The organism is Streptomyces diastatochromogenes (genome assembly GCF_002242805.1).
Classification (GTDB): Bacteria; Actinomycetota; Actinomycetes; order Streptomycetales; family Streptomycetaceae; genus Streptomyces; species Streptomyces diastatochromogenes.
Map to the genome: position 1 here is coordinate 434079 of NZ_MCGQ01000013.1, position 24118 is coordinate 458196.

Consider the following 24118-nt stretch of genomic DNA (forward strand, 5'->3'; position numbering starts at 1 on the left):
CCTGAAGCGGCGAGGCTCCCCGTTACTCGCCGCTTCAGCGGGCCGGCAGAGCGCCCCGAGCCGCTCTGCCGACGCCCCCAGGAGGCGGGGTCTCCCCGGCCCCGCCTCCGCCCAACCCGCTGCCTCCCCCCACAGCACCCCCGTCCCCACCCCCGCCCACCTCACTCCCCGGGCGATACGCGTGCATAGGAGCCCGCGATGAGCGACATGATCACCGCGGACCTGGTCGACCTCGACCTGTCCGTCGATACCAAGGAAGCGGCGGCGCGCGCCCTCGCCGAGCGCATGGTGGCCAAGGGCCGGGTGACCGACCTGGAGGGCTTCCTCGCCGACGTGGCCGCCCGTGAGGCCCAGATGCCGACCGGCCTCGACGGCGGCATCGGCATCCCGCACTGCCGCAGCGCCCACGTCACCGAGCCGACGCTCGCCTTCGGCCGCAGCGCCGCCGGCATCGACTTCGGCGCTCCGGACGGCCCCGCCGACCTGATCTTCCTGATCGCGGCCCCGGCCGGCGCCGACGACGCCCACCTGACGATCCTCTCGTCCCTGGCCCGCCAGCTGATGAACACCGAGTTCACGGATGCGCTGCGGTCGGCGGGCGACGCGGGGACGGCGGCGGCGCTGATCCGCGGGGACGAGGCGCCTTCGGCGGAAGGCGCTCAGGGCGTTGTGGACGCCTCCGAAGACACCGCTGCGGCGCCGGGGGCGGCCTCCGCCGGCGCCGCGGCGGGCAGTACGGCACCGGCGCCGGGCGCGAGCACCGGCCCTGACTCCGCCGAACGGCCCTTCCGTATCGTCGCCGTCACCTCCTGCCCGACCGGCATCGCCCACACCTACATGGCGGCCGAGTCCCTGGAGAACGCGGGCCGCGAGGCGGGCGTCGAGCTGATCGTGGAGACCCAGGGCTCGGCCGGCTTCACCCGGCTCGACCCGGAGGCGATCGCGGCGGCGGACGGCGTGATCTTCGCGCACGACGTCCCCGTACGCGACAAGGACCGCTTCGCGGGCAAGCCGACGGTCGACGTCGGCGTGAAGGCGGGCATCAACCGCCCCGCCGAGCTGATCGCCGAGGTGCGCGGCAAGGCCGAGCGCGGCGAGGTCACCGCGGCGGCCGCCGCGGGCACGCCGGTCGAGCGCGCGGGCGACTCCACCGAGGGCTACGGCACCAAGCTCCGCAAGTGGCTGATGTCCGGCGTCAGCTACATGGTCCCGTTCGTCGCGGCCGGCGGTCTGCTGATCGCCCTCGGCTTCGCGATCGGCGGCTGGAAGGTCAACAAGGCGCCGTCGGTCATGGACCACTTCGTGTGGACCCAGACGGGCAGCTGGGGCGCGCTGCTGTTCCAGATCGGCGTGGTGTCCTTCGGCTTCCTCGTCCCGGTCCTGGCCGGCTACATCGCCTACGGCATGGCGGACCGCCCCGGTCTCGTCCCCGGTTTCGTCGGCGGCGCGATCGCCCTCACGATCAACGCGGGCTTCCTCGGCGGTCTGGCGGCCGGTCTGATCGCCGGTGGCGTGGTGATGGCGATCCAGAAGGTCAACATCCCGGCGGCGTTGCGCGGCATCATGCCGGTGGTGGTGATCCCGCTGATCTCCTCGGCGATCGTCGGATTCCTGATGTTCGTCGTGATCGGCAAGCCCATCGCCTCGGCCCAGAAGGGCCTGACCGACTGGCTCAACGGCCTCACCGGCACCAACGCCATCCTGCTCGGCGCCCTGCTCGGCCTGATGATGTGCTTCGACCTGGGCGGCCCGGTCAACAAGGTGGCCTACACCTTCGCCACGGCCGGCATCGCGGTCGCCACCCCGAGCGACTCCGCGATGAAGATCATGGCCGCGGTGATGGCGGCCGGCATGGTCCCGCCGCTGGCGATGGCCCTGGCCACGACGGTCCGCGGCAAGCTCTTCACCCAGACCGAGCGCGAGAACGGCAAGGCCGCCTGGGTGCTGGGCGCCTCCTTCATCTCTGAGGGCGCCATCCCGTTCGCCGCGGCGGACCCGCTGCGGGTCATCCCGTCCTCCATGGTGGGCGGCGCGATCACCGGCGCCCTGTCGATGGGCTTCGGCGCCACCCTGCGCGCCCCGCACGGCGGCATCTTCGTGGTCCCGCTGATCGGCAACCCGTTCCTCTACCTGATCGCCATCGCGATCGGTGTGTGCGTCACCACGGCCCTGGTCGTCCTCCTCAAGGGCATGCGCAAGCAGGCCCCGGAGACCGCGGCCACCGACCCCGCCGCGAACCCGGCCACGGCGCCCAAGGAGGCTAAGCAGCCGGTCGCCGCCTGATCGGCAGGGCCACCTCTTGTCCCTTTGGTGAGCTGTGAGTTGTTCACGGCTCATGCGAGATACGTCACGGTCCGGGGCCAAAGTCCCGGACCGTGGTGTGTACTGGACCGCATGCCTGAGCACGTCTCGACTCTTCAACTGATCGGCGTGACCGTCCTCACCGTGGCGGGCGTCGTCTGGGCCCTCGCGGTGACGCGCCTGATGCGCCGCGCCCGCGTCGAGGCCGCCGCTCTGCCGGCCCTCCCGCACCAGCCGGACGTCGGCCCCGTCCACGAGTACGTCGAACTGACCCCGGCGGAACAGGATGCCTTCGCGGGCCTCGTGCGACGCCTCGACGGCCGCTGACGGAAGAACGCCGAAGCTCCTGCCGGGCGCCTCAGCCCTGCCGCGCCGCGCGCCGCTCCATGGCGTCCCGGGCCGCGTCCTCCGTCGTGTAGACCTCGCACATGTGTCGCCCATCGGGGGTCGCCGTGTGTTCGACCTCCCACAGGGAGACCTCCCGGCCGTCCGCCAGCAGGAACGCGTGCTCGTACAGCGCGAAGCTCAGCCCCGCCCGGCCGACCCGGCCGGGCCGCCCGAACGCCTGGGTGATCTGGTGCGCGACCGCCGTCGCCAGCAGCGCCGCGGTCTCCGCGCCCGGCCGGTCGGGGTTCTCCGCACGGCGCAGCAGCCGGCGCGCGTGGTCCGCCGAGTCGTCCGGGGCGTACACATGCCGGGGCTCGGGAATCGACGACAGCTGCATCAGCACCGGCAGCTCGAAGTCTGGCGTGTCCGGCGGCAGCGCGAGCCGGGCGGTGGCCGTGTGCAGTTCCTCCTCGTCGACGTACACCTCGTGCTGTGCGTCGCCACCCGGCACGGTGTTGTGGACGAGTTCCCACAGCGTCACCGCCGAGCCGTCGGCGAGCAGCCAGGTGTGCCGGTACGTCTCGCGGTGCAGCCCCGCGCTGTGGTGGGCGGAGCGCAGGGAACTGTCGTGCGCCAGGGCGCAGTCGAGCCGCCGTATCACCTCGTCGGGCAGCTCGAAGGAGTTGAGGGCACGGCCGAGGAGTCGCTCGAGATGCTCCTCCGGAGACTCGGGCGACTCGGCTGGTTCGTACGCTGCCGTCTCGTACGGAACGCTCAAGGCTTCTCCCGGCGTTGCTGCATGTCACCTTGTGGGTGCATACCGTAGCCCCTCGGTCGGACATCATGTCCGGGAACCGAGAAAACGTATGCCGGGAAAACGTGAGGGCCGCGCGAGAAGTTCCCGCGCGGCCTCACAACCCGTCAGAACCTGCCGGTCAGGCGGCACTTCCGGCGGTCCAAGCCCTCCACGCCATGTTCCAGCCGTTGAGCCCGTTGTCCGGGGACACCGTGGTGTCCGGGGAGTTCTTCACGATCACGACGTCCCCGATGAGCGAGTTGTCGTAGAACCACTTGGCCGTGGTGTCGCCCTGCGCGCCCTGCACGTCCGCCAGGCCGACGCAGCCGTGACTGGTGCCCTCCCGGCCGAACGGCGGGTTGCCCCGGTTGTACCAGTAGTTGCCGTGGATGAAGGTGCCGGACGACGTCAGACGCATCGCGTGCGGCACGTCCGGGATGTCGTACTCCCCGCCGAAGCCGACCGTCGACCCGTTCATCCGGGTCTGCACGAACTTCTCGGAGATCACCATCTGCCCGTTGTACGTGGTGTGCTGCGCGCTGCCCGCTGAGATCGGCACCGACTTGAGCGTCTTGCCGTCCCGAACCACCGTCATGGTCTGCGTGTTGACGTCGACCGTGGAGACCTGCGAGCGCCCGACCGTGAAGGACACCGTCTTCTTCTGCACGCCGTAGACGCCGCTCGCGCCCTGCACCCCGTCCAGGTCGATCTTCATCGTGACCTTGGAGCCGGCCTTCCAGTACTCCTGCGGCCGGAAGTCGAGCCGCTGGTCCCCGAACCAGTGCCCGACCACCTGCTGCCCGCTGCTGGAGTTGACCGTGATGTGCGACTGCACGGCCTTCTTGTCGGTGATGGACTTGTCGAAGGTGAACGACACCGGCATGCCCACGCCGACCGTCGAACCGTTGTCCGGCGTGTACGTGCCGATGAAGCTGTTCGCCGAGCTGACGGTGGTGAAGATGGAGTTGGCCGCCGCCGTACGTCCGCTCGCGTCCTTCGCGGTCGCGTCGATCTCGTACTTCGTGCCGCGCTCCAGCTGCTCCTTCGGCTTCCAGCCGCTGCCGTCCGCGGATATCGATCCCGGCACCGTCTGCCCCGACCCCGCCACGGTCATCTTCACGTCCGTCAGCTTGCCGTCGCTGACCTTCACGCCGGTCGCGTTGATGGACGCGCCGGTCGAACCGTCCTTGGCCGAGATCACCACCTTCGCCGTCGACGTCTTGGGCGAGTCCTTGCCGCCCTTGCTGTCGTCGGTGGCGTTGGCGTTTCCGCCGCAGGCGGTCAGGGTGAGGGCGCCGACCATCAGGGCGGCACAGGCCCCCAGTGCGCGCCGCGCTGCAATGTCCGGCGTTGTCACGGGCTGCTCCAGGTTCGTGTGATGTGCGTGATCCGTTCCAGTGCGTGGAGAAAGAGGGATCCGGCCCCGGGGGAGGTTCCCTCCGTTGCCCATGCACGCCATCACGTGACAGAACCGCGACAATCCGGGGCTCGACCCCGGTCCTACCGGCCCCCGTACAACTCCCCGTACGACGGCCACACTCCACCCGGCCCGTCGACCGACTCGGCGGCGCGCACGGCCCGTACGATCGCCCGCGTCACGAGATCGGCGCCGGCCGCGAGGATGTCGTTGAGCGCCAGCGGATGCCCGCCGAGCGGGCGCGCGCCCGTCGCCAGCGCGAACACCGTGTCGCCGTCGTGCAGCAGGTGCACCGGCCGTACGGCGCGGGCGATGCCGTCGTGCGCCGTGCCCGCGAGCTTCTGTGCCTGCGCCTTGGTGAGGTCCGCGTCGGTCGCGACCACCGCGAGCGTCGTGTTCAGCGGCGGGGGCGCGTTCTTGGACGCGGCCGCGTCGAGCCGCCGGCGCGCGGCCTCGTGCACGCGCGCCTCCGGGTACTCCACCCGCCCCTGGAACAACTCCCCGTACAGCACGCCCGTTTCGGGATCCACCACCGCCCCCGCGGCATTCGCGACCACCAGCGCGGCCACGGTGACCCCCGAGCCGAGGACCGCGCTCGCGGTCCCCACCCCGCCCTTGAGCTGCCCCGCCACGGCGCCCGTACCGGCGCCCGCACACCCCTCGCGCACCCGGGCGCCCGGCGCGCTCGCCGCGGCCGCCTCCACCGCCGCGCGCCCGGTCGCCGCGTCCGGGCGGGCGCGGAAGTTCCCGCCGCGCCCCAGGTCGAAGACGCAGGCGGCGGGGACCACCGGCACGACGTGGGCCGGATCCGTCCCGACCGGCACCCCGCGTCCCCGCTCCTCGAGCCAGGCCATGACGCCGGACGCCGCGTCGAGCCCGTAGGCGCTGCCTCCGGTCAGCACGACGGCGTCGACCTTCTGCACCACGTTGCGCGGGTCGAGGGCGTCGGTCTCCTTGGTCCCGGGGCCGCCTCCGCGCACGTCCACGGCGGCGACGGCGCCGCCCTCGGGCGCGAGGACGACTGTGGTGCCGGTGAGCCAGCCGTCCCCGCTGCGGGTGGCGTGTCCCACCCGCAGCCCGGCCACATCCGTCAATGCGTCAACTGTCATGGGGGCAGTCTGGCCCACCCCCAGGACGCGTCCGAAGAGTTCAGGCGGCCGGTGCCGTCGCGTTCGCGCGCCGCTCGCGGCCGACCATGCGCGCCGTGAGCGTCACCCCGACCGCCACCGCGGCCGCCGCCACGAACCCCGCGGCGAGCACCGCCCACTGGCCCAGGAAGGTGCAGCAGACCACCAGCAGCGCGGTGACCGGGAGGATCAGCTGCTGGCTGATGCCGACCTTGAAGTGCCGCGAGTGCAGCGCCCACACGGTCAGCAGGTACAGCGCCGTCGGCAGGGTCACGGCCGCCGAGGCGGACAACGTGGAGATGTGCGCCTTGCCGACCGCCTGCTCCACCGCCACCTCCAGGCCCGCGCCGATCGCCGCGGCCGAGGCGAAGATCAGGTAGTGGCCGTAGCCCCACAGGAACGCCTGTCTGTTGGAGGCCAGGTGACCATGGATGGGCACCACGAAGTAGATCCACCACGCGGAGAAGACGATCAGCAGGCCGCCCGCCGCGATCGGCAGCAGCTCACCCAGCGCGTCGTGCTCGTCCACCGCCGACTTCACGGCCACCGTGGCCGCGGCGATCGTCTCGCCCAGCACGATGATCGTGAACAGCCCGTACCGCTCGGCGATGTGGTGCGCGTGCCAGGACGTCTCGTGGTTCCTCTCCGCGTACACCGGCACGCACAGCTCCGCGATCGCCATCACCAGGAACACCCAGGGCCGGGCCGGCTCGGGCAGCAGGATCAGCCCCAGCCAGCCGACCAGGCACACCAGCACACCGCACGCGTATCTGAGCGCCGCGGTCCGCTCCGCGCCCTCGGCCGATCTCGCCACTCTCAGCCACTGCGCGACCATCGCCAGCCGCATGATCACGTAGCCGAGCCAGACCACCAGGAAGTCGTGCTCCTCGAATGCCCGCGAGACGCCCGCGGCCAGCACCAGCACGCCGGCGATCTGGACCAGGGTCACCACCCGGTAGAGCGGGTCGTCGTTGTCGTACGCCGAGGCGAACCAGGTGAAGTTCATCCAGGCCCACCAGATGGCGAAGAACACCATCGCGTAGTTCAGGATCCCGTTGCCCGCGTGCCCCTCGGCCACGGCGTGCACGAGTTGCATGCCCGCCTGCGCGATGGCCACGACGAAACACAGGTCGAAGAACAGCTCTAGTGGTGAGGAGACCCGGTGCGCCTCGTCGCGCCCACGCGCTGTGAGCCTCCGCAGGGGCCCCCGGGACTTCTGCGCGCCCTGTGAAGCGGGCGCCGGAGTGGAACTGGACGTCATGCCTCCCAGGACAGCAGAAAACCGCCGCAATATCTTGTGAACGCGTTCACAAGGAATCGGGGGTCCACAGCCCCGGGAGAAGCCCCAGGTCGGAAGGCGTCTCCTGGCTTTCGGGCCGGGGCCGTACCCTTGGGGCATGAGCACCGCCCCCGCACCCGAGCCGCGCGACCCGAAGCCCGCGCTGATCTTCGACGACCCGCTGAGCCAGCAGTCCTCGGACGACACCGACCGCGGGTGGGGCGAGCGCCCGGACGGCGACAGCGCCGCCGACCTCAAGCGCTTCCTCGACGAGAAGCCGCCCCACCACCTCTGAGCCGCCCGCGGGCTCCGGCCCGCTCGCAGGCTCCGAGCCGCCCGCGGGATCGCCGTCAGCGCTGGTCGTGTCCCGATCCGCGCTGCGCGACCAGCGCGTCGCGGATCTCCTTGAGCACCTCCAGCTCGGTCACCTCGATGACCTCCTGCGTGCCCTCGCGCGCCTTCTTGCGGGCCTCCTGCCGCGCCAGGTACTTCGACATCGGCAGCACCATCAGGAAGTACACGACCGTCGCCGTGATCAGGAAGGTCAGTGCGGCGCCGAGGACGGAGCCCCACATCAGCTGGATGCCGTGCGTCCCCTTGCACGAGGCGCTGAGGCACGAGCTGTAGTTGTCCAGGTTCTGTGTGCCGATCGCGCCCACCAGCGGGTTGATGATCCCCTTCACCACCGCGTTGACGATGTTCGTGAAGGCGGCGCCGATGACCACCGCGACTGCCAGATCGACGACGTTCCCGCGCATCAGGAAGGCCTTGAAGCCCTGCAAGATGCTCGGTTGCTTCTTCACGCTCACTTCGGGGACTCTCCTCGCCTGCACCGGGTGTGGAACGAAACGCTCCGCAACCTACGGCACGGGTAGGCCATTGTGTCCAATTCCGTAGCTTGATCGAAGGACTTGACGGCGGGCCGCCGAGGAAGCGGCCGAGGCGGCTCAGCACAGCGTCACCGCCAGTCGTGCCGTGGCGCTCGCACCGACGAGCCGCGCCGCCGTGGTGCGCGGCACCGACAGCACGACCAGCGCCCCGCTCTCGGACGCGCCCTCCAGGGGCTCCGGCACCTTCGTCACCCGCACGCCGCGTGCGAGCACCCGGGCGCCGCCTCCGGTCGACGGGTCCTCGGCGGCGATGACGTCGACGCGGTCGCCGGGCCGCAGCAACCGGACGGTGGCGGCGTCCGAGATCCGCACCGGCGCCGTCACCACGTCCGCCGCTGCGTGCCGTCGTACCGGTTCCGTGACCGGGTGCCCGCGGACCCGCTCGGCGCGGTGGGGTTCCGCCGCGGTCCGCGGCCCCGCCGCCACGAGCGCGGCCGCCGTCACGGCGAGGCCGGCCGCGAGAGCCCGCCTGCGATGCCGTACGAGCCGCTGCAGCTGATACCGCCCGCCGCGCACCCGCACCGGGGCGAAGTGCGGGACCTCGCAGGTCGCCGGGGCATCGGTGCCCAGTGGACGCGGGAGGTAGGGAGAGGGCGCGGAGGGAGTGGGGGGAGTGGGGGACGACGAGGTCAAGGGCACGGGGATCACCGCCTGCGACGAGGAATTCGGCTTGCGATGCCACGATGACGTCTCGCGCCGAAGCCCGCCGGAGCCGGTGGACTACTGGCAGGTTGTGGACAACCCGCCCACTCGAACGGGAAATTCCGCCCCGGCCCGCTCCCGCCTCGGCCCGCTCTCGCCCGCTCCCGCCCCCCTCGCGCTACGGCAGCTCGAAGCCCGGATCCATCCCGCCGAGCGCGTTCCTGCACAGGCAGTCCCGCGCCCCGGTCTCCGGCAGCGCCGCCACCGCGTCGAACAGCACACCCCGCAAGCGGTCCACGTTGGCCGCGAACACCTGCAGCACCTCCTCGTGCGAGACCCCCTCGCCGGTTTCGGCACCGGCGTCCAGGTCGGTGACCAGGGTCAGTGACGAGTAGCACAGCTCCAGTTCACGGGCGAGCGCCGCCTCGGGGTGGCCGGTCATGCCCACCACCGACCAGCCCTGCGCCTGGTGCCACAACGATTCGGCGCGGGTCGAGAAGCGCGGTCCCTCGACCACGACCAGCGTGCCGCCGTCCACCGGCTCCCAGTCCCGTCCGCGCGCCGCCTTCAACGCGGCGGCCCGTCCGGCGGGGCAGTAGGGGTCGGCCATGGACACGTGCACCACGTTGGGCACCGTGCCGTCGGGCAGCGGCAGCCCGTCGAAGTAGGTCTGCACCCGGGACTTCGTGCGGTCCACGAACTGGTCCGGTACGAGGAGCGTCCCCGGGCCGTACTCGGGGCGCAGCCCGCCCACCGCACACGGTCCGAGGACCTGCCGGACGCCGACCGAGCGCAGGGCCCAGAGGTTGGCGCGGTAGTTGATGCGGTGCGGTGGCAGGTGGTGGCCGCGGCCGTGCCGGGGCAGGAAGGCGACCCGCCGGCCGGCGATCTCGCCGAGGAAGAGGGAGTCGCTGGGCTGCCCGTAGGGGGTGTCCACCTGGATCTCGGTCACGTCGTCGAGGAACGAGTAGAAGCCCGATCCACCGATTACGCCGATCTCTGCGTTCGCCATGACGAGCACATTAGCTGGCCAGGAAAGGGTGGGGGAGCCGGTGCCGAGGGGTACGCCTAAGGCCCTGCCGTCGCGTGACGGCAGGGCCCGGGGAGCGAGGTCTCAGGCTGCGGAGCTGCTGCTGGTCGAGCCCGACGAGGACGAGGACGACGAGGACGTCGACGAGGACGACTTCGAGTCGGACGAGGAAGAGCTCGACGACGAGGAGCTGGACGGCTTCGACGCCGGGCTGCTGCTCGACGTGGAGCCGCGGGAGTCGTTGCGGTAGAAGCCGGAGCCCTTGAAGACGATGCCGACCGCGGAGAACACCTTCTTCAGGCGGCCACCGCAGTTGGGGCACTCGGTGAGGGCGTCATCGGTGAACTTCTGCACCGCCTCGAGGCCCTCGCCGCACTCGGTGCACTGGTACTGGTAGGTCGGCACTGTCTTCCTCCTGGCACTCTCGCTCAATGAGTGCTAACAACGGTCCATAGTGACGTATTCCCTGGGGATCAGTCCACCGTCACCGGCACTCGGTGACCGACGCCACGTGCGACGGTCAGGGTCCGGGGCCGGGCGGCCAGCCGCGAACGCAGGGCGACCAGGGTGGCCAGCGCGAGCACGGTGCCGGCCATCGGCACCAGGAATCCCGCGCCGCCCCAGAGGCGGTCCTCCAGCTGTCCGGCGACCGTGACGGCGGCCGCCTGGCCGAGCGCGACGGCGCCGGTCAGCCAGGTGAACGCCTCGGTGCGGGCCCCGGCCGGCACCAGACCCTCGACCAGCGTGTAGCCGGTGATCAGGGCGGGTGCGATGCACATGCCGACCAGCAGGCCGAGAGCGGCCAGCAGCAGCACGGAGTGCGCCGTCCACAGCGCGGACGCGGTCAGCGCGAGCGCCGCGTAGCCGAGGACCAGGCGCCGCTGCGGGGCGACCTTCCAGGCGATGGCGCCGCAGACGATGCCGGAGAGCATGTTGCCCGCGGCGAAGGTGCCGTACAGGACGCCGTTCAGGCCGGGCTCGCCGATCGACTCGGTGAACGCCGCCAGCGACACCTGCATGCCGCCGAAGACCGACCCGATGCCCAGGAAGGTCACGACCAGCACCCGCACACCGGGGACGCGCAGGGCGGAGACGTGCTGCACGCGCGCGTGCCCGCTCTCGCCGGTCACCGGCGGCTGTGTGCTCTTCTGCGCGGCGAACAGCAGACCGCCGACGAGGGTCAGCGCGGCCTCGGTCACCAGGCCCGCGGACGGGGTCACGGCGGTGCACAGCGCGGTCGCCAGCAGCGGCCCGAAGACGAAGGTCAGCTCGTCCGTGACGGACTCGAAGGCCGCCGCGGTGGTCATCAGGGGCGAGCCCTGCAGCTTCACGCCCCAGCGCGCGCGGACCATGGGGCCGACCTGCGGGACCGAGGCACCAGTCGGCACGGCCGCGGCGAACAGCGCCCACAGGGGGGCGTGTGCCAGCGCGAGCGCCGTCAGGGTCAGGCCCGACAGCACGTGCACCAGGACACCGGGGATCAGGACGGCACGCTGCCCGTAGCGGTCGGCGAGGCGGCCGCTGTACGGCGCGAACAGCGCCATGGAGACACCGGTGGCGGCCGCGGCGGCGCCCGCGGCACCGTACGAGCCGGTGGTGTGCTGCACGAGCAGCACGATGGAGATGGTGAGCATCGCGAACGGCTGGCGCGCGGCGAAGCCGGGGAGCAGGAAGGTCCAGGCGCCGCGGGTGCGCAGCAGCTGGCCGTATCCCGGGCGGGACGGCGCCGCCGAGTTCTTCGACGGCTCGGTGGTGACCGTGGATTCCACGGCCCGTGCCTTTCTGCCGCCTGGTAGCGCGCCCGTGCGGGGGCGCCGAGAGCTGTCCTCTTGCGCGGAACTGCGGTAGATACCGGCGCCTCTGTGGAGGGCGTTCCGGCCGCCATACGGTCGCGCCAGCTCTGCGTCAGGCAGAGTTGGTTCGATCAGGGTGCCTTTATGTTACAGGGATCCAGTCCTTGTGCGCCTGTGAAAATGAGCACCACAGGGTGTGTTCACCTGGCATTGGTGAGGGTGTGAACAGTGTGAACGCACCCTTAACGCGCGCCCGCGCCGTTCGTGCCCAGCCAGCCGGCCAGCTTGCCGCCGTGGGCGACGGCGCGCAGGCGTCGTTCCGCCGCGTCGCGCACGGGGTCGGTGGCGACCACGAGGAGTTCGTCGCCGCGCCGCAGCACCGTCGTGGGCAGCGGAACAAACGATTTTCCTTCCCGGACGACGAGGGTGACGGCGGCCCCGGGCGGCAGCCGCAGCTCGTTGACCTCCACGCCGTGCATCCGGGAGCCCTCGGGGATGGAGACGGACAGCAGATGCCCGCGCAGCCGCTCCAGGGGCGCCGACTCGATGCCGAGGTCGGAGGCCTCGCCCTTCTCGCCGAGCCGCAGCATGCGGGCCAGCCAGGGCAGGGTCGGCCCCTGGACGAGGGTGTAGACGACGACCAGGACGAAGACGATGTTGAAGATGCGGCGGCTGGCGTCGACCCCGTTCACCATGGGGATCGTCGCCAGGATGATGGGTACGGCGCCGCGCAGCCCGGCCCAGGACATCAGCGCCTGCTCGCGCCAGGGCACCCGGAACGGCACCAGGCTGAGCACCACGCTCAGGGGCCGGGCCACCATGGTCAGCACGAGCCCGATGACCAGGGCCGGCCAGATGTCGTCGCCCAGGTCGTGCGGGGTGACCAGCAGGCCGAGCAGGACGAACATGCCGATCTGGGCGATCCAGCCGACCCCTTCGGCGAAGCCTCGGGTGGCGGGCCAGTGCGGCAGCTTGGCGTTGCCGAGCACCATCGACGCGAGGTAGACCGCCAGGAAGCCGCTGCCGTGCGCCAGCGCGCCTGCCGCGTACGCCATGACCGCGATGGCCATGACGGCGATGGGGTAGAGGCCGGAGGCGGGCAGTGCCACGCGCCTGAGGCCCCAGGCGCCGAGCCAGCCCACCGCGAGGCCTATGGCGGCGCCGATGGCCAGCTCCAGGAGTATCTCGCCCACCAGCACGTACCAGTGCTCGATCGGGCCCGCCTCGGAAAAGGCGAGGACCAGGATGACCACCGGGGCGTCGTTGAAGCCGGACTCCGCCTCCAGGGTGCCCGTCACGCGCGCGGGGAGAGGGATTCTGCGCAGCACCGAGAAGACCGCCGCCGCGTCCGTCGAGGACACCACCGCGCCGATGATGAGCGCCTGCCGCCACTCCAGCCCGATCAGGTAGTGCGCGCCCGCGGCCGTCACCCCGACGCTCGCCGCGACCCCGAACAGTGCCAGGGCCGAGGCGGCCGGCAGGGCCGGCTCGATCTCCTTCCACTTCGTGCCCAGACCGCCCTCGGCGAGGATCACGACCAGGGCCGCGTACCCGATGACCTGGGTCATCTCGGCGTTGTTGAAGTGGATGTTCCCGATGCCGTCCTGGCCCATGAGGACGCCGATCCCCAGGTAGACGAGCAGGCTGGGGAGCCCGCTGCGGGAGGAGATCCGGACGGCCGCGACGGCGACCAGGAGGACCAGGGAGCAGACGAGCAGGAGCTGGTCGAGGTGGTGAACAGTCAGCGGCGGTTCCCTTCCTTGGCTCGCGCGCGGGACGCGCGAGCACACGTACACAAGACCCGAGGCTGCGGCGCACCGCACCCAAGTACTTCGTTACCTTACCTAACTCTTGACGTTTTCTTGACACTCGCCGAGGCAAGATCGAACGTCCGTGCGCGCCGGTTTCCGACTCCGCGTCAAGCGGCTCGGGGCCCTGCGCCTATGGTTGCTCCAGCGCTCATTCAAAGTCACAGCCCGACCTGCCGCTCGCGTTAGGACAGCAAGGACAGCGATGCCCCCCAACACCACCGCCACAACGGGTGACACCGCCACAACGGGTGCCACGTCCGTCAAGTCCGGCAGGAAGAAGGGGCGCAAAGCCCGACTTGTCGTGCTGGTGCTCGTCCTGGCCATCATCGGAGGCATCGCCTACGGGGCGTACTGGTCGATCAGCACCGTCCGCGCCTCCTTCCCGCAGACCACGGGTTCGATCACGCTCCAGGGCCTGTCGGGGCCCGTCGACGTCAAGCGGGACGGCAACGGCATCCCGCAGATCTACGCCTCCTCCGACGAGGACCTGTTCATGGCGCAGGGCTTCGTCCAGGCGCAGGACCGGTTCTATGAGATGGACGTGCGCCGGCACATGACCTCCGGGCGCCTGTCGGAGATGTTCGGCAAGGGTCAGGTCAAGAACGACGAGTTCCTGCGGACCCTCGGCTGGGACCGGATCGCCAAGGAGGAGTCCGACACCAAGCTGTCGGACTCCACGAAGAAGTACCTCGACGCGTACGCCAAGGGAGTCAACGCCTACCTCCAGGGCAAGGACGGCAAGGACATCTCCCTGGAGTACGCGGCTCTGGGCTTCACCAACGACTACAAGCCGGCGAAGTGGACCCCGGTCGACTCCGTCTCCTGGCTGAAGGCGATGGCCTGGGACCTGCGCGGCAACATGCAGGACGAGATCGACCGCGCCCTGATGACCAGCCGTCTCGGCCCGCAGCAGATCGAGGACCTCTACCCCGAGTACCCCTACAGCCGTAACAAGCCGATCGTCCAGGAAGGCCAGTACAGCGAGCTGACCAAGACCTTCCAGCAGGGTGGCGCCACAGGCACCTCCCAGGGCACCACGGGCACCACCGGCTCCTCCACCTCGTCCACGGCCGGTTCGGCGCTCTCGGGCCAGCTGGGGGGCCTCTACAAGGTCCTGGACGACCTGCCCACCGCCGTCGGCGTGAACGGCCAGGGCATCGGCTCCAATTCCTGGGTCGTCTCCGGGAAGTACACCATCACCAACGAGCCGCTGCTCGCCAACGACCCGCACCTGTCGCCGTCGCTGCCGTCCGTCTGGTACCAGATGGGCCTGCACTGCCGCACCGTCTCCAGCACGTGCCAGTACGACGTCACGGGCTACACCTTCGCCGGCATGCCCGGGGTGATAATCGGCCACAACGCGGACATCGCCTGGGGCATGACCAACTCCGGCGTCGACGTCACGGACCTGTACCTGGAGAAGGTCAGCGGCAACGGCTACCTGTACGACGGCAAGGTCCGGCCCTTCAAGACCCGCGAGGAGACCATCAAGGTCGCCGGCGGCAAGTCCAAGACGATCGTCGTACGCCAGACCGCCGACGGGATGCCGCTGCTGTCCGACCGTGACGACGAACTCGTCCAGGTCGGCAGGAAGGCCGCCGTCAACACCGCCGCGCCCGACCGCGGCGACGGCTACGGCATCGCCCTGAGGTGGACGGCGCTCGACCCGGGCACCTCCATGGACGCCGTGTTCGCCATCGACAGGGCGGCCGGCTGGAAGGACTTCCGCGCCGCCGCCGCCCTGTTCGACGTGCCCTCGCAGAACCTGATCTACGCCGACACCGAGAACAACATCGGCTACACCCTGCCCGGGAAGATCCCCACCCGCTCCTCGGTGGACGACGGCTCCATCCCGGCGCCGGGCTGGGACTCGAAGTACCGCTGGACCGGCTTCATCAAGCAGGACGAGCTGCCCTACGAGTACAACCCCAAGCGCGGCTACATCGTCACCGCCAACCAGGCCGTGGTCGACCCGGACAAGTACCCGTACACGCTCACCACCGACTGGGGCTACGGAGCCCGCAGCCAGCGCATCACCGACCTGATCGAGTCCAAGATCAAGGACGGCGGCAGGATCTCCCCCGAGGACATGCGCCAGATGCAGCTGGACAACAGCAGCGAGATCGCCAAGCTGCTGGTGCCCAAGCTGCTGAAGATCAACCTCGACGACAAGAACGTCCGGGAGGCGCAGAAGCTGCTGGAGGGCTGGGACTACACCCAGGACGCCGACTCCGCGGCGGCCGCCTACTTCAACGCCGTGTGGCGCAACATCCTCAAGCTCGCCTTCGGCAACAAGCTCCCCAAGGAGCTGCGCGTCAAGGGGCAGTGCCTGTGGGTCGACAAGATCGACAGCACCGGTCCGGTGGACGACGACACGAAGGTGCGCGAGTGCGGCCAGCGCGACGCCGACCAGGCGCAGCCGGACGGCGGCGACCGCTGGTTCGAGGTCGTGCGCAAGCTGATGGACAAGCCGGACAGCGACTGGTGGAAGACGCCCAAGTCGGGCACCCGCCCCGAGGCGAACAACCGCGACCAGCTGTTCGCCCGCGCCATGATCGACGCCCGCTGGGAGCTGACCGCCAAGCTCGGCAAGGACATCGACACCTGGAGCTGGGGCCGGCTGCACCGCCTGTTCCTGAAGAACCAGACGCTCGGCACCGAGGGTCCCGACTTCCTGCAGTACATCCTCAACCGCGGCCCGTGGAAGCTCAGCGGCGGCGAGGCCACCGTCAACGCGACCGGCTGGAACGCGGCCGGCGGCTACGGCGTCGTCTGGGTGCCGTCGATGCGCATGGTGGTCAACCTCAAGGACTTCGACAAGTCCAAGTGGATCAACCTGACCGGAGCCTCCGGACACGCCTTCAGCGCCCACTACACCGACCAGACGAGCAAGTGGGCCAAGGGCGAGTTGCTGCCCTGGTCGTTCTCGGACAAGGCGGTCGACGACAGCACGAGCGACACCCTCGTCCTCAGGCCGTGAGCCGCTGACAGCACACCGGAAAGGCCCTCCACGCGCGCGTGGAGGGCCTTTCCGGTGTGTGGGGACCGTTCAGAAGCGGCGCACTCCCGACGGCGTCACCACCGCGTGCACCGGCTGATCGTGCGCCTCCGCCGGGACCCGCGCGACGACCTCCGTGTCGTACAGGAGCACCACGAGCGCGGGGTGTGCGCCCGCACGCTCCAGCCGCGCGAGGACCCGGTCGTACGATCCTCCGCCGCGCCCGAGGCGCATCCCGCGCGCGTCCACCGCGAGCCCGGGCAGCAGAACGACGTCCGTCGCGGTCACCGCGTCCGGGCCGAGGCGCTCGCCGGAAGGCTCGAACAGGGCCATCTTTCCGCCGTGTTGGATCCGCGCGAGCGAGTCCGGACCGGCGTACTCGCCCCAGTCCAGGTCGTTGTCGGGCAGGAGCGCGGGGAGCAGGACACGCACGCCCCGCGCGCGCAGCGCGTCCAGCAGTGCGAGCGTGCCGGGCTCGCTCCCGACGGAGACGTACGCCGCCACCGAGCGCGCACGCGCCAGTTCGGGCAGCTCAAGGGCGCGCGCGGCCAGCGTGTCGCCCGCCTCCCGCACGACATCCTCCGTCAACCTGTTCCTCACCGCGAGGAACTCCCGTCGCAACATTCGCTTGTCAGGCTCGGCCGTGCGTCCGTCGTGTTCCACAGGTCGTTCCCGCGCCTTCCTTCATGTGCTCATATGAGGGCCAACTGACCGGAGCCACAGATTCCCTACAAAGGCACCGGATAAGGTTGCGGGCATGACTCAGTCGCACCCCAGGATCAGCAAGGCTGTCATTCCCGCAGCAGGCCTCGGTACCCGGTTCCTGCCGGCCACCAAAGCCACTCCCAAGGAGATGCTGCCGGTCGTGGACAAGCCGGCGATCCAGTACGTGGTCGAGGAGGCCGTGTCGGCGGGGCTCGACGACGTCCTCATGATCACCGGACGCAACAAGCGTCCCCTCGAGGATCACTTCGACCGCAACTACGAGCTCGAGTCGGCCCTCCAGAAGAAGGGCGACGCCGGTCGGCTCGCCAAGGTCCAGGAGTCCAGCGACCTGGCCACCATGCACTATGTGCGCCAGGGCGACCCCAAGGGCCTCGGCCACGCCGTCCTGTGCGCGGCCCCGCACGTCGGCCACGAGCCCTTCGCCGTCCTCCTCGGTGACGACCTGATCGACCCGCGCGACCCGCTGCTCCAGCGCATGATCGAGGTTCAGGAGCAGCACGGCGGCAGCGTGATCGCGCTCATGGAGGTCGCGCCCGAGCAGATCCACCTCTACGGCTGCGCGGCCGTCGAGACCACCGCCGACGGCGACGTGGTCAAGGTGACCGGCCTGGTCGAGAAGCCGGACCCGGCGGACGCCCCCTCGAACTACGCGATCATCGGACGCTACGTCCTCGACCCGCACATCTTCGACATACTCCGCAAGACCGAGCCCGGCCGCGGCGGCGAGATCCAGCTGACCGACGCCCTCCAGCAGCTCGCCCAGGACGAGAAGGTCGGCGGCCCGGTGCACGGCGTCGTCTTCAAGGGCCGCCGCTATGACACCGGCGACCGTGGCGACTACCTGCGTGCCATTGTCAGACTGGCGTGCGAACGTGAAGACCTGGGCCCGGACTTCCGGACCTGGCTTCGCAGTTACGTAGCCGAGGAGATGTAGCAACGTTGAGCAGCGCCGCGACCAGCCCCGCCGGCCCGGACCACCTCTGGTCGGTGGACGAGCACCTGGAGGACATCCTCACCACCGTCCGCCCCCTCGAACCCATCGAGCTGCAGCTGCTCGACGCCCAGGGCTGCGTCCTGGTCGACGACGTCACGGTGCCGGTCTCCCTGCCGCCGTTCGACAACAGCTCGATGGACGGGTACGCGGTGCGGGTCGCGGACGTCGCCGGCGCCACCGAGGAGTTCCCGGCCGTCCTGGAGGTCGTCGGGGACGTCGCGGCCGGCGCCGCCCACCTGGTCCGGGTCGGCCCCGGCCAGACGGCCCGCATCATGACCGGTGCCCCGCTGCCGCCCGGTGCCGAGGCCGTCGTCCCCGTCGAGTGGACCGACGGCGGGCTCGGCGAGGGGCCGGCCAGCGGGATGCGGGCCCGCGCCCTGGCCCCCGAGGGCGCGGAGGGGCAGGTACGCGTGCACCGCCCCGCCGAGGCACGCGCGCACGTGCGCGCCAGGGGCAGCGACGTGAAGGCCGGGGATCTCGCCCTGGAGGCCGGGACGATCCTCGGTCCGCCGCAGATCGCGCTGCTCGCCGCGATCGGCCGGGGCACGGTACGGGTGCGCCCACGCCCGCGCGTGGTGGTCCTGTCCACGGGCAGCGAACTCGTCCAGCCCGGCGAGGAGCTGGGCAAGGGCCAGATCTACGACTCCAACAGCTTCGCCCTCACCGCGGCCGCACGCGACGCGGGCGCCATCGCCTACCGGGTGGGCGCCGTCGCCGACGACGCCGACATCCTGCGCTCCGCCATCGAGGACCAGCTCATCCGTGCCGACCTGCTGGTGACCACGGGCGGGGTGAGCGTCGGGGCGTACGACGTCGTCAAGGAGGCGCTGTCGCACGTCGGCGACGAGGACGAGGCGGGCGGCGGCATCGACTTCCGCAAGATCGCCATGCAGCCCGGCAAACCCCAGGGCTTCGGCTCCATCGGCCGCGACCACACGCCCCTGCTGGCCCTGCCCGGCAACCCCGTGTCGTCGTACGTCTCCTTCGAGCTGTTCGTCCGCCCGGCGATCCGCACCCTGATGGGCCTCGAGGACGTCCACCGGCCCCGCACCCGGGCCACCCTGAGGTCGGACAAGGCGCTCCGCTCGCCCAAGGGGCGCCGGCAGTTCCTGCGCGGAACGTACGCCGACGGTGAGGTGACCCCCGTGGGCGGCTCCGGTTCCCATCTGATCGCGGCGCTGGCGCACGCCGACGCGCTGATCGTCGTCCCCGAGGACATGGAGTCCGTCGAGCCCGGTACGGACGTGGAGGTCGTGCTGCTCGGCTGACGAGCGGGCGGTACCGTGTCGCGCACAACAGGCCCGTGCACCGCACCGTGACGGGCCCGGACCGGGAGCGCCGCACAGCATGAGTACCGAGGACCGACTGACGCACATCGACGACGCGGGCGCGGCCCGCATGGTCGACGTATCCGGGAAGGACGTGACCGCGCGCACCGCCCGCGCGAGCGGCCGGGTCCTGGTGTCACCCCGTGTGGTCGAGCTGCTGCGGGGTGAGGGGGTGCCGAAGGGGGACGCCCTGGCGACCGCGCGGATCGCGGGGATCATGGGCGCCAAGCGCACCCCGGACCTGATCCCGCTGTGTCACCCGTTGTCGGTGTCCGGTGTGAAACTGGATCTGTCGGTCGCGGACGACGCCGTGGAGATCCAGGCCACCGTGAAGACGACGGACCGCACGGGCGTCGAGATAGAGGCCCTCACCGCGGTGACGGTCGCCGCGCTCACCGTGATCGACATGGTCAAGGCGGTCGACAAGGGAGCGGTCATCACGGACGTGCGGGTGGAGGAGAAGACAGGCGGCAAGTCGGGCGACTGGAGCCGGGCATGAGCTACCGCGCTCTGGTGGTCACCGCCTCCAACCGGGCTGCCGCAGGGGTCTACGAGGACAAGGGCGGCCCCCTGATCGCCGACGGCCTCAGGAGCTTCGGCTTCGAGGTCGACGGCCCCCGGGTCGTGCCGGACGGGGATCCGGTGGAGGCGGCGCTGCGCGCCGGTGCCGACGCCGGCTACGACGCCATCGTCACCACCGGCGGCACCGGCATCTCGCCCACCGACCGCACGCCCGAGGCGACCCGCGCGGTGATCGACTACGAGGTGCCGGGCATCGCGGAGGCGATCCGTGCGTTCGGCCGGGACAAGGTGCCGACCGCGGCGCTGTCCCGGGGCCTTGCCGGGGTGGCGGGGCGGACGCTGATCGTCAATCTTCCGGGCTCCACCGGCGGGGTGCGGGACGGCCTCGCCGTCCTGGAGCCGCTGCTGGTCCACGCCGTCGACCAGATCCGCGGCGGCGACCATCCGAGACCCAGTAGTGGGGGTGCGAGCTGAACAGCCCTTCCTGGCCCGTCGTGCTGGCGGACGGAGATGTCGTCCTCCGGCCGATAAAGCTGCGCGACCAGCGGGCCTGGCGTGAGGTGAACCGGCGGAACAGGGACTGGCTGCGCCCCTGGGAGGCGACCATTCCGCCGCCCACGCCGAGCGGGCCGATCGCGCACCGGCCGACCTATCGCCAGATGGTCCGGCATCTGCGGTCCGAGGCCAACGCGGGCCGCATGCTGCCGTTCGTCATCGAGTACCAGGGGCGGCTCGTCGGGCAGTTGACGGTCGCCGGGATCACCTGGGGGTCGATGTGCTCGGGCCATGTCGGCTACTGGGTCGACGAGTCGGTGGCCGGGCGCGGGGTGATGCCGACGGCCGTCGCGCTCGTGGTGGACCACTGTTTCCGCACGGTCGGGCTGCACCGCATCGAGGTCTGCATTCGCCCGGAGAACCGGCCCAGCCGCCGGGTCGTGGAGAAACTCGGATTCCGCGAGGAGGGGCTGCGGCCGCGTTATCTGCACATCGACGGCGCCTGGCGCGACCACCTCGTCTTCGCGCTCACGGCGGAAGAGGTGCCGGAGGGGTTGCTGGGGCGCTGGAAGCGGGCACGCTCTCAGCGGACGCGGCACACGCAGGAGAACACTCCGGGGAATCCCGTCTAGGCCCGAAATTGAATACGTGTTCGAAATTGATCGGCTGATGACCGTCTCGGTGCATTGAATTGGCGCCTCGGACGGTCCGCTGATCGCATCGGTCGCAAAAAAAGCTGGAAATATCAGCCAGATCGTGCGACACACCGGCCCAATTGGCGGATGGCCTCACGCAAACCCCTCTACCGTGTGAGGCGTGAGCAGCAGCGGCCTCATCTACGCAGTCATTGTCGGGGCCTGGGCCGCCTACTTGGTGCCGATGTGGCTCCGTAGGCAGGACGAGCTGAACGAGGCCCGTCCGACGGAACGCTTCAGCACCGCCATCCGGCTGCTGTCCGGACGGGCGGGGATGGAGCGCCGGTACGCCAGGGACCTGCGGGCGCGCTCCGCCCAGGAGGGGGAGCCGGACGCCAGTGATCCGGACGCCGTCACCGACTCGGTGGACGTCCGGGCCTTCGCCATGCCTCCGACCCGCCGTCAGGTGCGCGCGGAGGTCGAGGCGGAGGCGCCCGGGCGGCCGGAACCGGCGCGCGAGAAGCCCGTCATCCCGGCGCCCAAGTCCCCTTCCGCGTCCGCACATCACGCGGCCGGCGCCCCTGCGCGCCCCTCCGCCTCCGCCCCCGCGCAGAAGCGCGTGCCGGCGGCGCGGCGTGCGCCTTCGGCGCAGGCGTCCGCGGCGCGCGCCCAGCGTTCGAAGGCGCTCGCACGCCGTCGGCGGACCACCGTGATGCTCTTCCTCGCCTTCACGCTCGGCGCGATCGTCGCCGCCGTCGGTGGCCTCGCCTTCCTGTGGGCGCCCGGCGTACCCGCCGTCATGCTCAGCGCGTACATCGCCTATCTGCGCTCCCAGGAGCGCCGCCGGTTCGCCTACCAGATGGACCGCCGGCGCGCCGAGGTCGCGGCCCAGCGTCTGCGGGAACGCGAGCGCCAGCCGCGCCGGCGCGCGACCCAGGACGCGGGCCCCGGCGCCGACGAACCGGACGAGGGACCAGAGACCGGGACCGACACCGGCCTCTCCGCGCTCGCCGCGGACCGCCGCGCCCTCGTGGAGCAGACCGACCACGCCGAGTGGGTCGACCAGCAGCGTGAGCGGCAGCGGCGCCCCGGGCACGGGGACAGCTGGGACCCGGTGCCGGTGCCGCTCCCGACGTACGTGACCGCGCCGGTCGCGCCGCGGGCCACCTCCGACGTGGACCTCGGGGCGCCGGACACCTGGAGTTCGGCGCGGTCCAGCTCGGTCGCGCCCGAGCAGGAGGCGAGCCACGCGCCGGAGGCCGAGCAGGGTGAGGCGGCGCTCGAATCCGAGGAGAAGTCGGCCGACGGCCGGAGCGACGCCCGCCGCGCGGCGTCCGCACGCCGGGCACGCGAGCGTGGACGCACGCCCCTCTTCGACCAGTACGAGGAGGGCGAGCGCCCCCGCGCGGCCAACGAGTGACCGCCGTCACGCCGCCGGAACCCCGCCTCTGACCAGTCAGGGAACGGATTTCCAAGCACCCCGATGAGGATGCTAGAGTTTCACTCGTTGCAAGGGCCTGTGGCGCAGTCCGGTAGCGCACCTCGTTCGCATCGAGGGGGCCAGGGGTTCAAATCCCCTCAGGTCCACGCATCATGAAGCCCCAGTCGGCAGTAGCCGACTGGGGCTTCATCGCGTTCACAGCTGCTTCGCGTAGCAGCGGCTGTCCTCGTAGTGGCGGTAGTAGCCGAACTTGGCGCAGGGCTCGTAACCGCTGGAGGCGTACAGGGCGATGGCCTCCGGCTGCTTGGTGCCGGTCTCCAGGACCATGCGGACGCGGCCGGCCGCGCGGGCGTCCTCCTCCAGGGCGGCGAGCATGCGGCGGGCGAGGCCCCGGCCGCGCGCCTGTGCGACGACGAACATGCGCTTGAGTTCGGCGTCGCCGTCCTCGTTGCCCTCCTCGTTGCTGTCCTGGCTGCGCCAGCCGCCGGTGGCCACCGGGCGGTCGTGCTCGTCGTACGCGATCAGGTACACGCCCCGGGGCGGGTCGAAGTCGGCGGCGTCGAGGGACGTGGCGTCGCCGCCGTCGCCGTAGCGCACGTGGTACTCGGCCTGGACCTCGTCGTTGAGCTTGACGGCGTCGGGGTGATCGAAACGAACACGACGTATATTCATGCTGGGCATCGTACTTCTATGCAGAGGGTGGGAAACGCGGGCCACGACCAGTGTGCCGGTATCGTGCCCTGGTGCTGACTGTGACCTCGGTGAACGTGAACGGACTGCGGGCCGCCGCCAAGAAGGGCTTCGTGGAGTGGCTCGCCCAGACCTCCGCGGACGTCGTCTGCCTGCAGGAGGTGCGCGCCGAGCCGCACCAGCTGCCGGAGGAGGTCCGGCAGCCCGACGGCTGGCATGTCGTGCACGCCCCGGCGGCCGCCAAGGGGCGCGCGGGCGTCTCGCTGTACACGCGGCGCGAGCCCGACCGCGTACGGGTCGGCTTCGGGTCGGCCGAGTTCGACGGCAGCGGACGCTACGTCGAGGCCGACCTGCCCGGCGTCACCGTCGCCTCGCTCTATCTGCCCTCCGGCGAGGTCGGCACCGAGCGCCAGGACGAGAAGATCCGCTTCATGGGCGAGTTCCTCGTCCACCTCAAGGCGCTGCGCGAGCGGGCCGCCGCCGACGGGCGCCAGGTGGTCGTCTGCGGCGACTGGAACATCGCCCACCAGCAGGCCGACCTCAAGAACTGGCGCGGCAACACCAAGAACTCGGGCTTCCTGCCCGAGGAGCGGGAGTGGCTCACCCAGGTGCTCACCGCCGAGGACGGCGGCTACGTCGACGTGGTACGCGCCCTGCACCCGGACGCCGAGGGGCCGTACACCTGGTGGTCGTACCGCGGGCGGGCCTTCGACAACGACTCGGGTTGGCGCATCGACTACCACATGGCCACCCCGGGGCTCGCGGCCAAGGCGGTCAAGGGGTCCGTCGAGCGCGCGGCCACGCACGCCGAGCGGTGGTCCGACCATGCGCCGGTGACCGTCGTGTACGACCTGTAGGGGCTGCCCCGTACGAACC

At 71.0% G+C, this 24118-nt stretch carries 23 protein-coding genes and 1 tRNA gene; 12 read left to right on the forward strand and 12 right to left on the reverse strand.

The genetic code is table 11. From position 1 onward, the window contains the following. Positions 1-198 precede the first annotated feature (198 nt). Together BEK98_RS16815 and BEK98_RS16820 are read left to right on the forward strand one after the other, a co-directional pair. Positions 199-2283, forward strand: coding sequence for a PTS fructose transporter subunit IIABC (locus BEK98_RS16815; RefSeq protein ID WP_094217324.1), 2085 nt, complete (start codon positions 199-201; stop codon positions 2281-2283). 111 nt (positions 2284-2394) lie between these two features. Then, a complete protein-coding gene (locus tag BEK98_RS16820) occupies positions 2395-2628 on the forward strand; it encodes a hypothetical protein (protein WP_094217325.1) in 234 nt (77 codons plus the stop codon). Between the two features lie 31 nt (positions 2629-2659). On the opposite strand, the gene BEK98_RS16825 is transcribed toward BEK98_RS16820, so the two are convergent. The 4 genes from BEK98_RS16825 to BEK98_RS16840 form a co-directional block, all read right to left on the reverse strand. Continuing rightward, the gene (locus BEK98_RS16825) at positions 2660-3406 is read right to left on the reverse strand and encodes a DUF6227 family protein (RefSeq protein WP_094217326.1); all 747 of its coding nucleotides are present in this window, start codon (positions 3404-3406) and stop codon (positions 2660-2662) included. A 157-nt stretch (positions 3407-3563) separates the two neighbouring features. Beyond that, a complete protein-coding gene (locus tag BEK98_RS16830; protein WP_094217327.1) occupies positions 3564-4781 on the reverse strand; it encodes a L,D-transpeptidase in 1218 nt (405 codons plus the stop codon). 143 nt (positions 4782-4924) lie between these two features. Next, positions 4925-5950 (reverse strand): P1 family peptidase, encoded by a 1026-nt coding sequence (locus BEK98_RS16835; RefSeq protein WP_094217328.1) that lies wholly within the window; start codon positions 5948-5950, stop codon positions 4925-4927. Between the two features lie 40 nt (positions 5951-5990). Continuing rightward, the gene (locus BEK98_RS16840; protein WP_094217329.1) at positions 5991-7229 is read right to left on the reverse strand and encodes a low temperature requirement protein A; all 1239 of its coding nucleotides are present in this window, start codon (positions 7227-7229) and stop codon (positions 5991-5993) included. 136 nt (positions 7230-7365) lie between these two features. Between BEK98_RS16840 and BEK98_RS16845 the strand changes: the two genes are divergently transcribed. Further along, positions 7366-7542, forward strand: coding sequence for a hypothetical protein (locus tag BEK98_RS16845; protein WP_094217330.1), 177 nt, complete (start codon positions 7366-7368; stop codon positions 7540-7542). Between the two features lie 55 nt (positions 7543-7597). Here the strand turns inward: BEK98_RS16845 and mscL are convergent, their stop codons facing one another. From mscL to BEK98_RS16880, 6 genes are all read right to left on the reverse strand, one after another. After that, on the reverse strand, positions 7598-8056 hold the full coding sequence (gene mscL, locus BEK98_RS16850) for a large conductance mechanosensitive channel protein MscL (RefSeq protein ID WP_094217331.1): 459 nt from the start codon (positions 8054-8056) through the stop codon (positions 7598-7600). Between the two features lie 138 nt (positions 8057-8194). Next, the gene (locus BEK98_RS16855) at positions 8195-8770 is read right to left on the reverse strand and encodes a CpaB family protein (protein WP_094217434.1); all 576 of its coding nucleotides are present in this window, start codon (positions 8768-8770) and stop codon (positions 8195-8197) included. Positions 8771-8957: 187 nt separating this feature from the next. Beyond that, entirely contained in the window at positions 8958-9791 is an 834-nt protein-coding gene (locus tag BEK98_RS16860) for an S-methyl-5'-thioadenosine phosphorylase (protein WP_094217332.1), read from the reverse strand. Positions 9792-9893: 102 nt separating this feature from the next. Next, positions 9894-10214 carry an FmdB family zinc ribbon protein gene (locus BEK98_RS16865; protein ID WP_094217333.1) on the reverse strand — a complete coding sequence of 107 codons (321 nt, stop codon included), beginning with the start codon at positions 10212-10214 and terminating at the stop codon, positions 9894-9896. A gap of 68 nt (positions 10215-10282) precedes the next feature. Beyond that, positions 10283-11578, reverse strand: a complete 1296-nt coding sequence (locus BEK98_RS16870; protein ID WP_094217334.1) for an MFS transporter — start codon at positions 11576-11578, stop codon at positions 10283-10285. A 266-nt stretch (positions 11579-11844) separates the two neighbouring features. Next, positions 11845-13398, reverse strand: a complete 1554-nt coding sequence (locus tag BEK98_RS16880; RefSeq protein ID WP_094217335.1) for a potassium/proton antiporter — start codon at positions 13396-13398, stop codon at positions 11845-11847. A 217-nt stretch (positions 13399-13615) separates the two neighbouring features. Here BEK98_RS16880 and BEK98_RS16885 point away from each other — a divergent pair, with 217 nt between their 5' ends. After that, complete coding sequence (locus BEK98_RS16885; RefSeq protein WP_094217336.1) at positions 13616-16393, forward strand: penicillin acylase family protein; 2778 nt, start codon at positions 13616-13618, stop codon at positions 16391-16393. 69 nt (positions 16394-16462) lie between these two features. Here BEK98_RS16885 and BEK98_RS16890 read toward each other — a convergent pair whose 3' ends face one another. Further along, positions 16463-17035 carry a 5-formyltetrahydrofolate cyclo-ligase gene (locus tag BEK98_RS16890; RefSeq protein ID WP_094217435.1) on the reverse strand — a complete coding sequence of 191 codons (573 nt, stop codon included), beginning with the start codon at positions 17033-17035 and terminating at the stop codon, positions 16463-16465. Positions 17036-17168: 133 nt separating this feature from the next. Here BEK98_RS16890 and galU point away from each other — a divergent pair, with 133 nt between their 5' ends. The 7 genes from galU (at position 17169) to BEK98_RS16925 (ending at position 22698) form a co-directional block, all read left to right on the forward strand. Further along, complete coding sequence (gene galU / locus BEK98_RS16895) at positions 17169-18071, forward strand: UTP--glucose-1-phosphate uridylyltransferase GalU (protein ID WP_094217337.1); 903 nt, start codon at positions 17169-17171, stop codon at positions 18069-18071. A 5-nt stretch (positions 18072-18076) separates the two neighbouring features. Next, a complete protein-coding gene (gene glp / locus BEK98_RS16900; RefSeq protein WP_094217338.1) occupies positions 18077-19399 on the forward strand; it encodes a molybdotransferase-like divisome protein Glp in 1323 nt (440 codons plus the stop codon). A gap of 79 nt (positions 19400-19478) precedes the next feature. Next, positions 19479-19958: a cyclic pyranopterin monophosphate synthase MoaC gene (gene moaC, locus BEK98_RS16905; RefSeq protein WP_094217339.1), complete on the forward strand. Its 480-nt coding sequence runs from the start codon at positions 19479-19481 to the stop codon at positions 19956-19958. Next, positions 19955-20455 carry a MogA/MoaB family molybdenum cofactor biosynthesis protein gene (locus BEK98_RS16910; protein ID WP_094217340.1) on the forward strand — a complete coding sequence of 167 codons (501 nt, stop codon included), beginning with the start codon at positions 19955-19957 and terminating at the stop codon, positions 20453-20455. Before moaC ends, BEK98_RS16910 begins: the two co-directional genes overlap by 4 nt. Before the next feature lie 20 nt (positions 20456-20475). Further along, positions 20476-21108, forward strand: coding sequence for a GNAT family N-acetyltransferase (locus tag BEK98_RS16915; protein ID WP_208643123.1), 633 nt, complete (start codon positions 20476-20478; stop codon positions 21106-21108). A 184-nt stretch (positions 21109-21292) separates the two neighbouring features. Continuing rightward, the gene (gene sepX, locus BEK98_RS16920) at positions 21293-22531 is read left to right on the forward strand and encodes a divisome protein SepX/GlpR (RefSeq protein ID WP_094217342.1); all 1239 of its coding nucleotides are present in this window, start codon (positions 21293-21295) and stop codon (positions 22529-22531) included. A gap of 93 nt (positions 22532-22624) precedes the next feature. Continuing rightward, positions 22625-22698: transfer RNA gene (locus BEK98_RS16925), tRNA-Ala, on the forward strand. 49 nt (positions 22699-22747) lie between these two features. Here BEK98_RS16925 and BEK98_RS16930 read toward each other — a convergent pair. Beyond that, positions 22748-23224: a GNAT family N-acetyltransferase gene (locus tag BEK98_RS16930; protein ID WP_094217343.1), complete on the reverse strand. Its 477-nt coding sequence runs from the start codon at positions 23222-23224 to the stop codon at positions 22748-22750. A 71-nt stretch (positions 23225-23295) separates the two neighbouring features. Between BEK98_RS16930 and BEK98_RS16935 the strand changes: the two genes are divergently transcribed. Beyond that, positions 23296-24099, forward strand: coding sequence for an exodeoxyribonuclease III (locus BEK98_RS16935; RefSeq protein WP_167444187.1), 804 nt, complete (start codon positions 23296-23298; stop codon positions 24097-24099). Positions 24100-24118 lie beyond the last annotated feature (19 nt).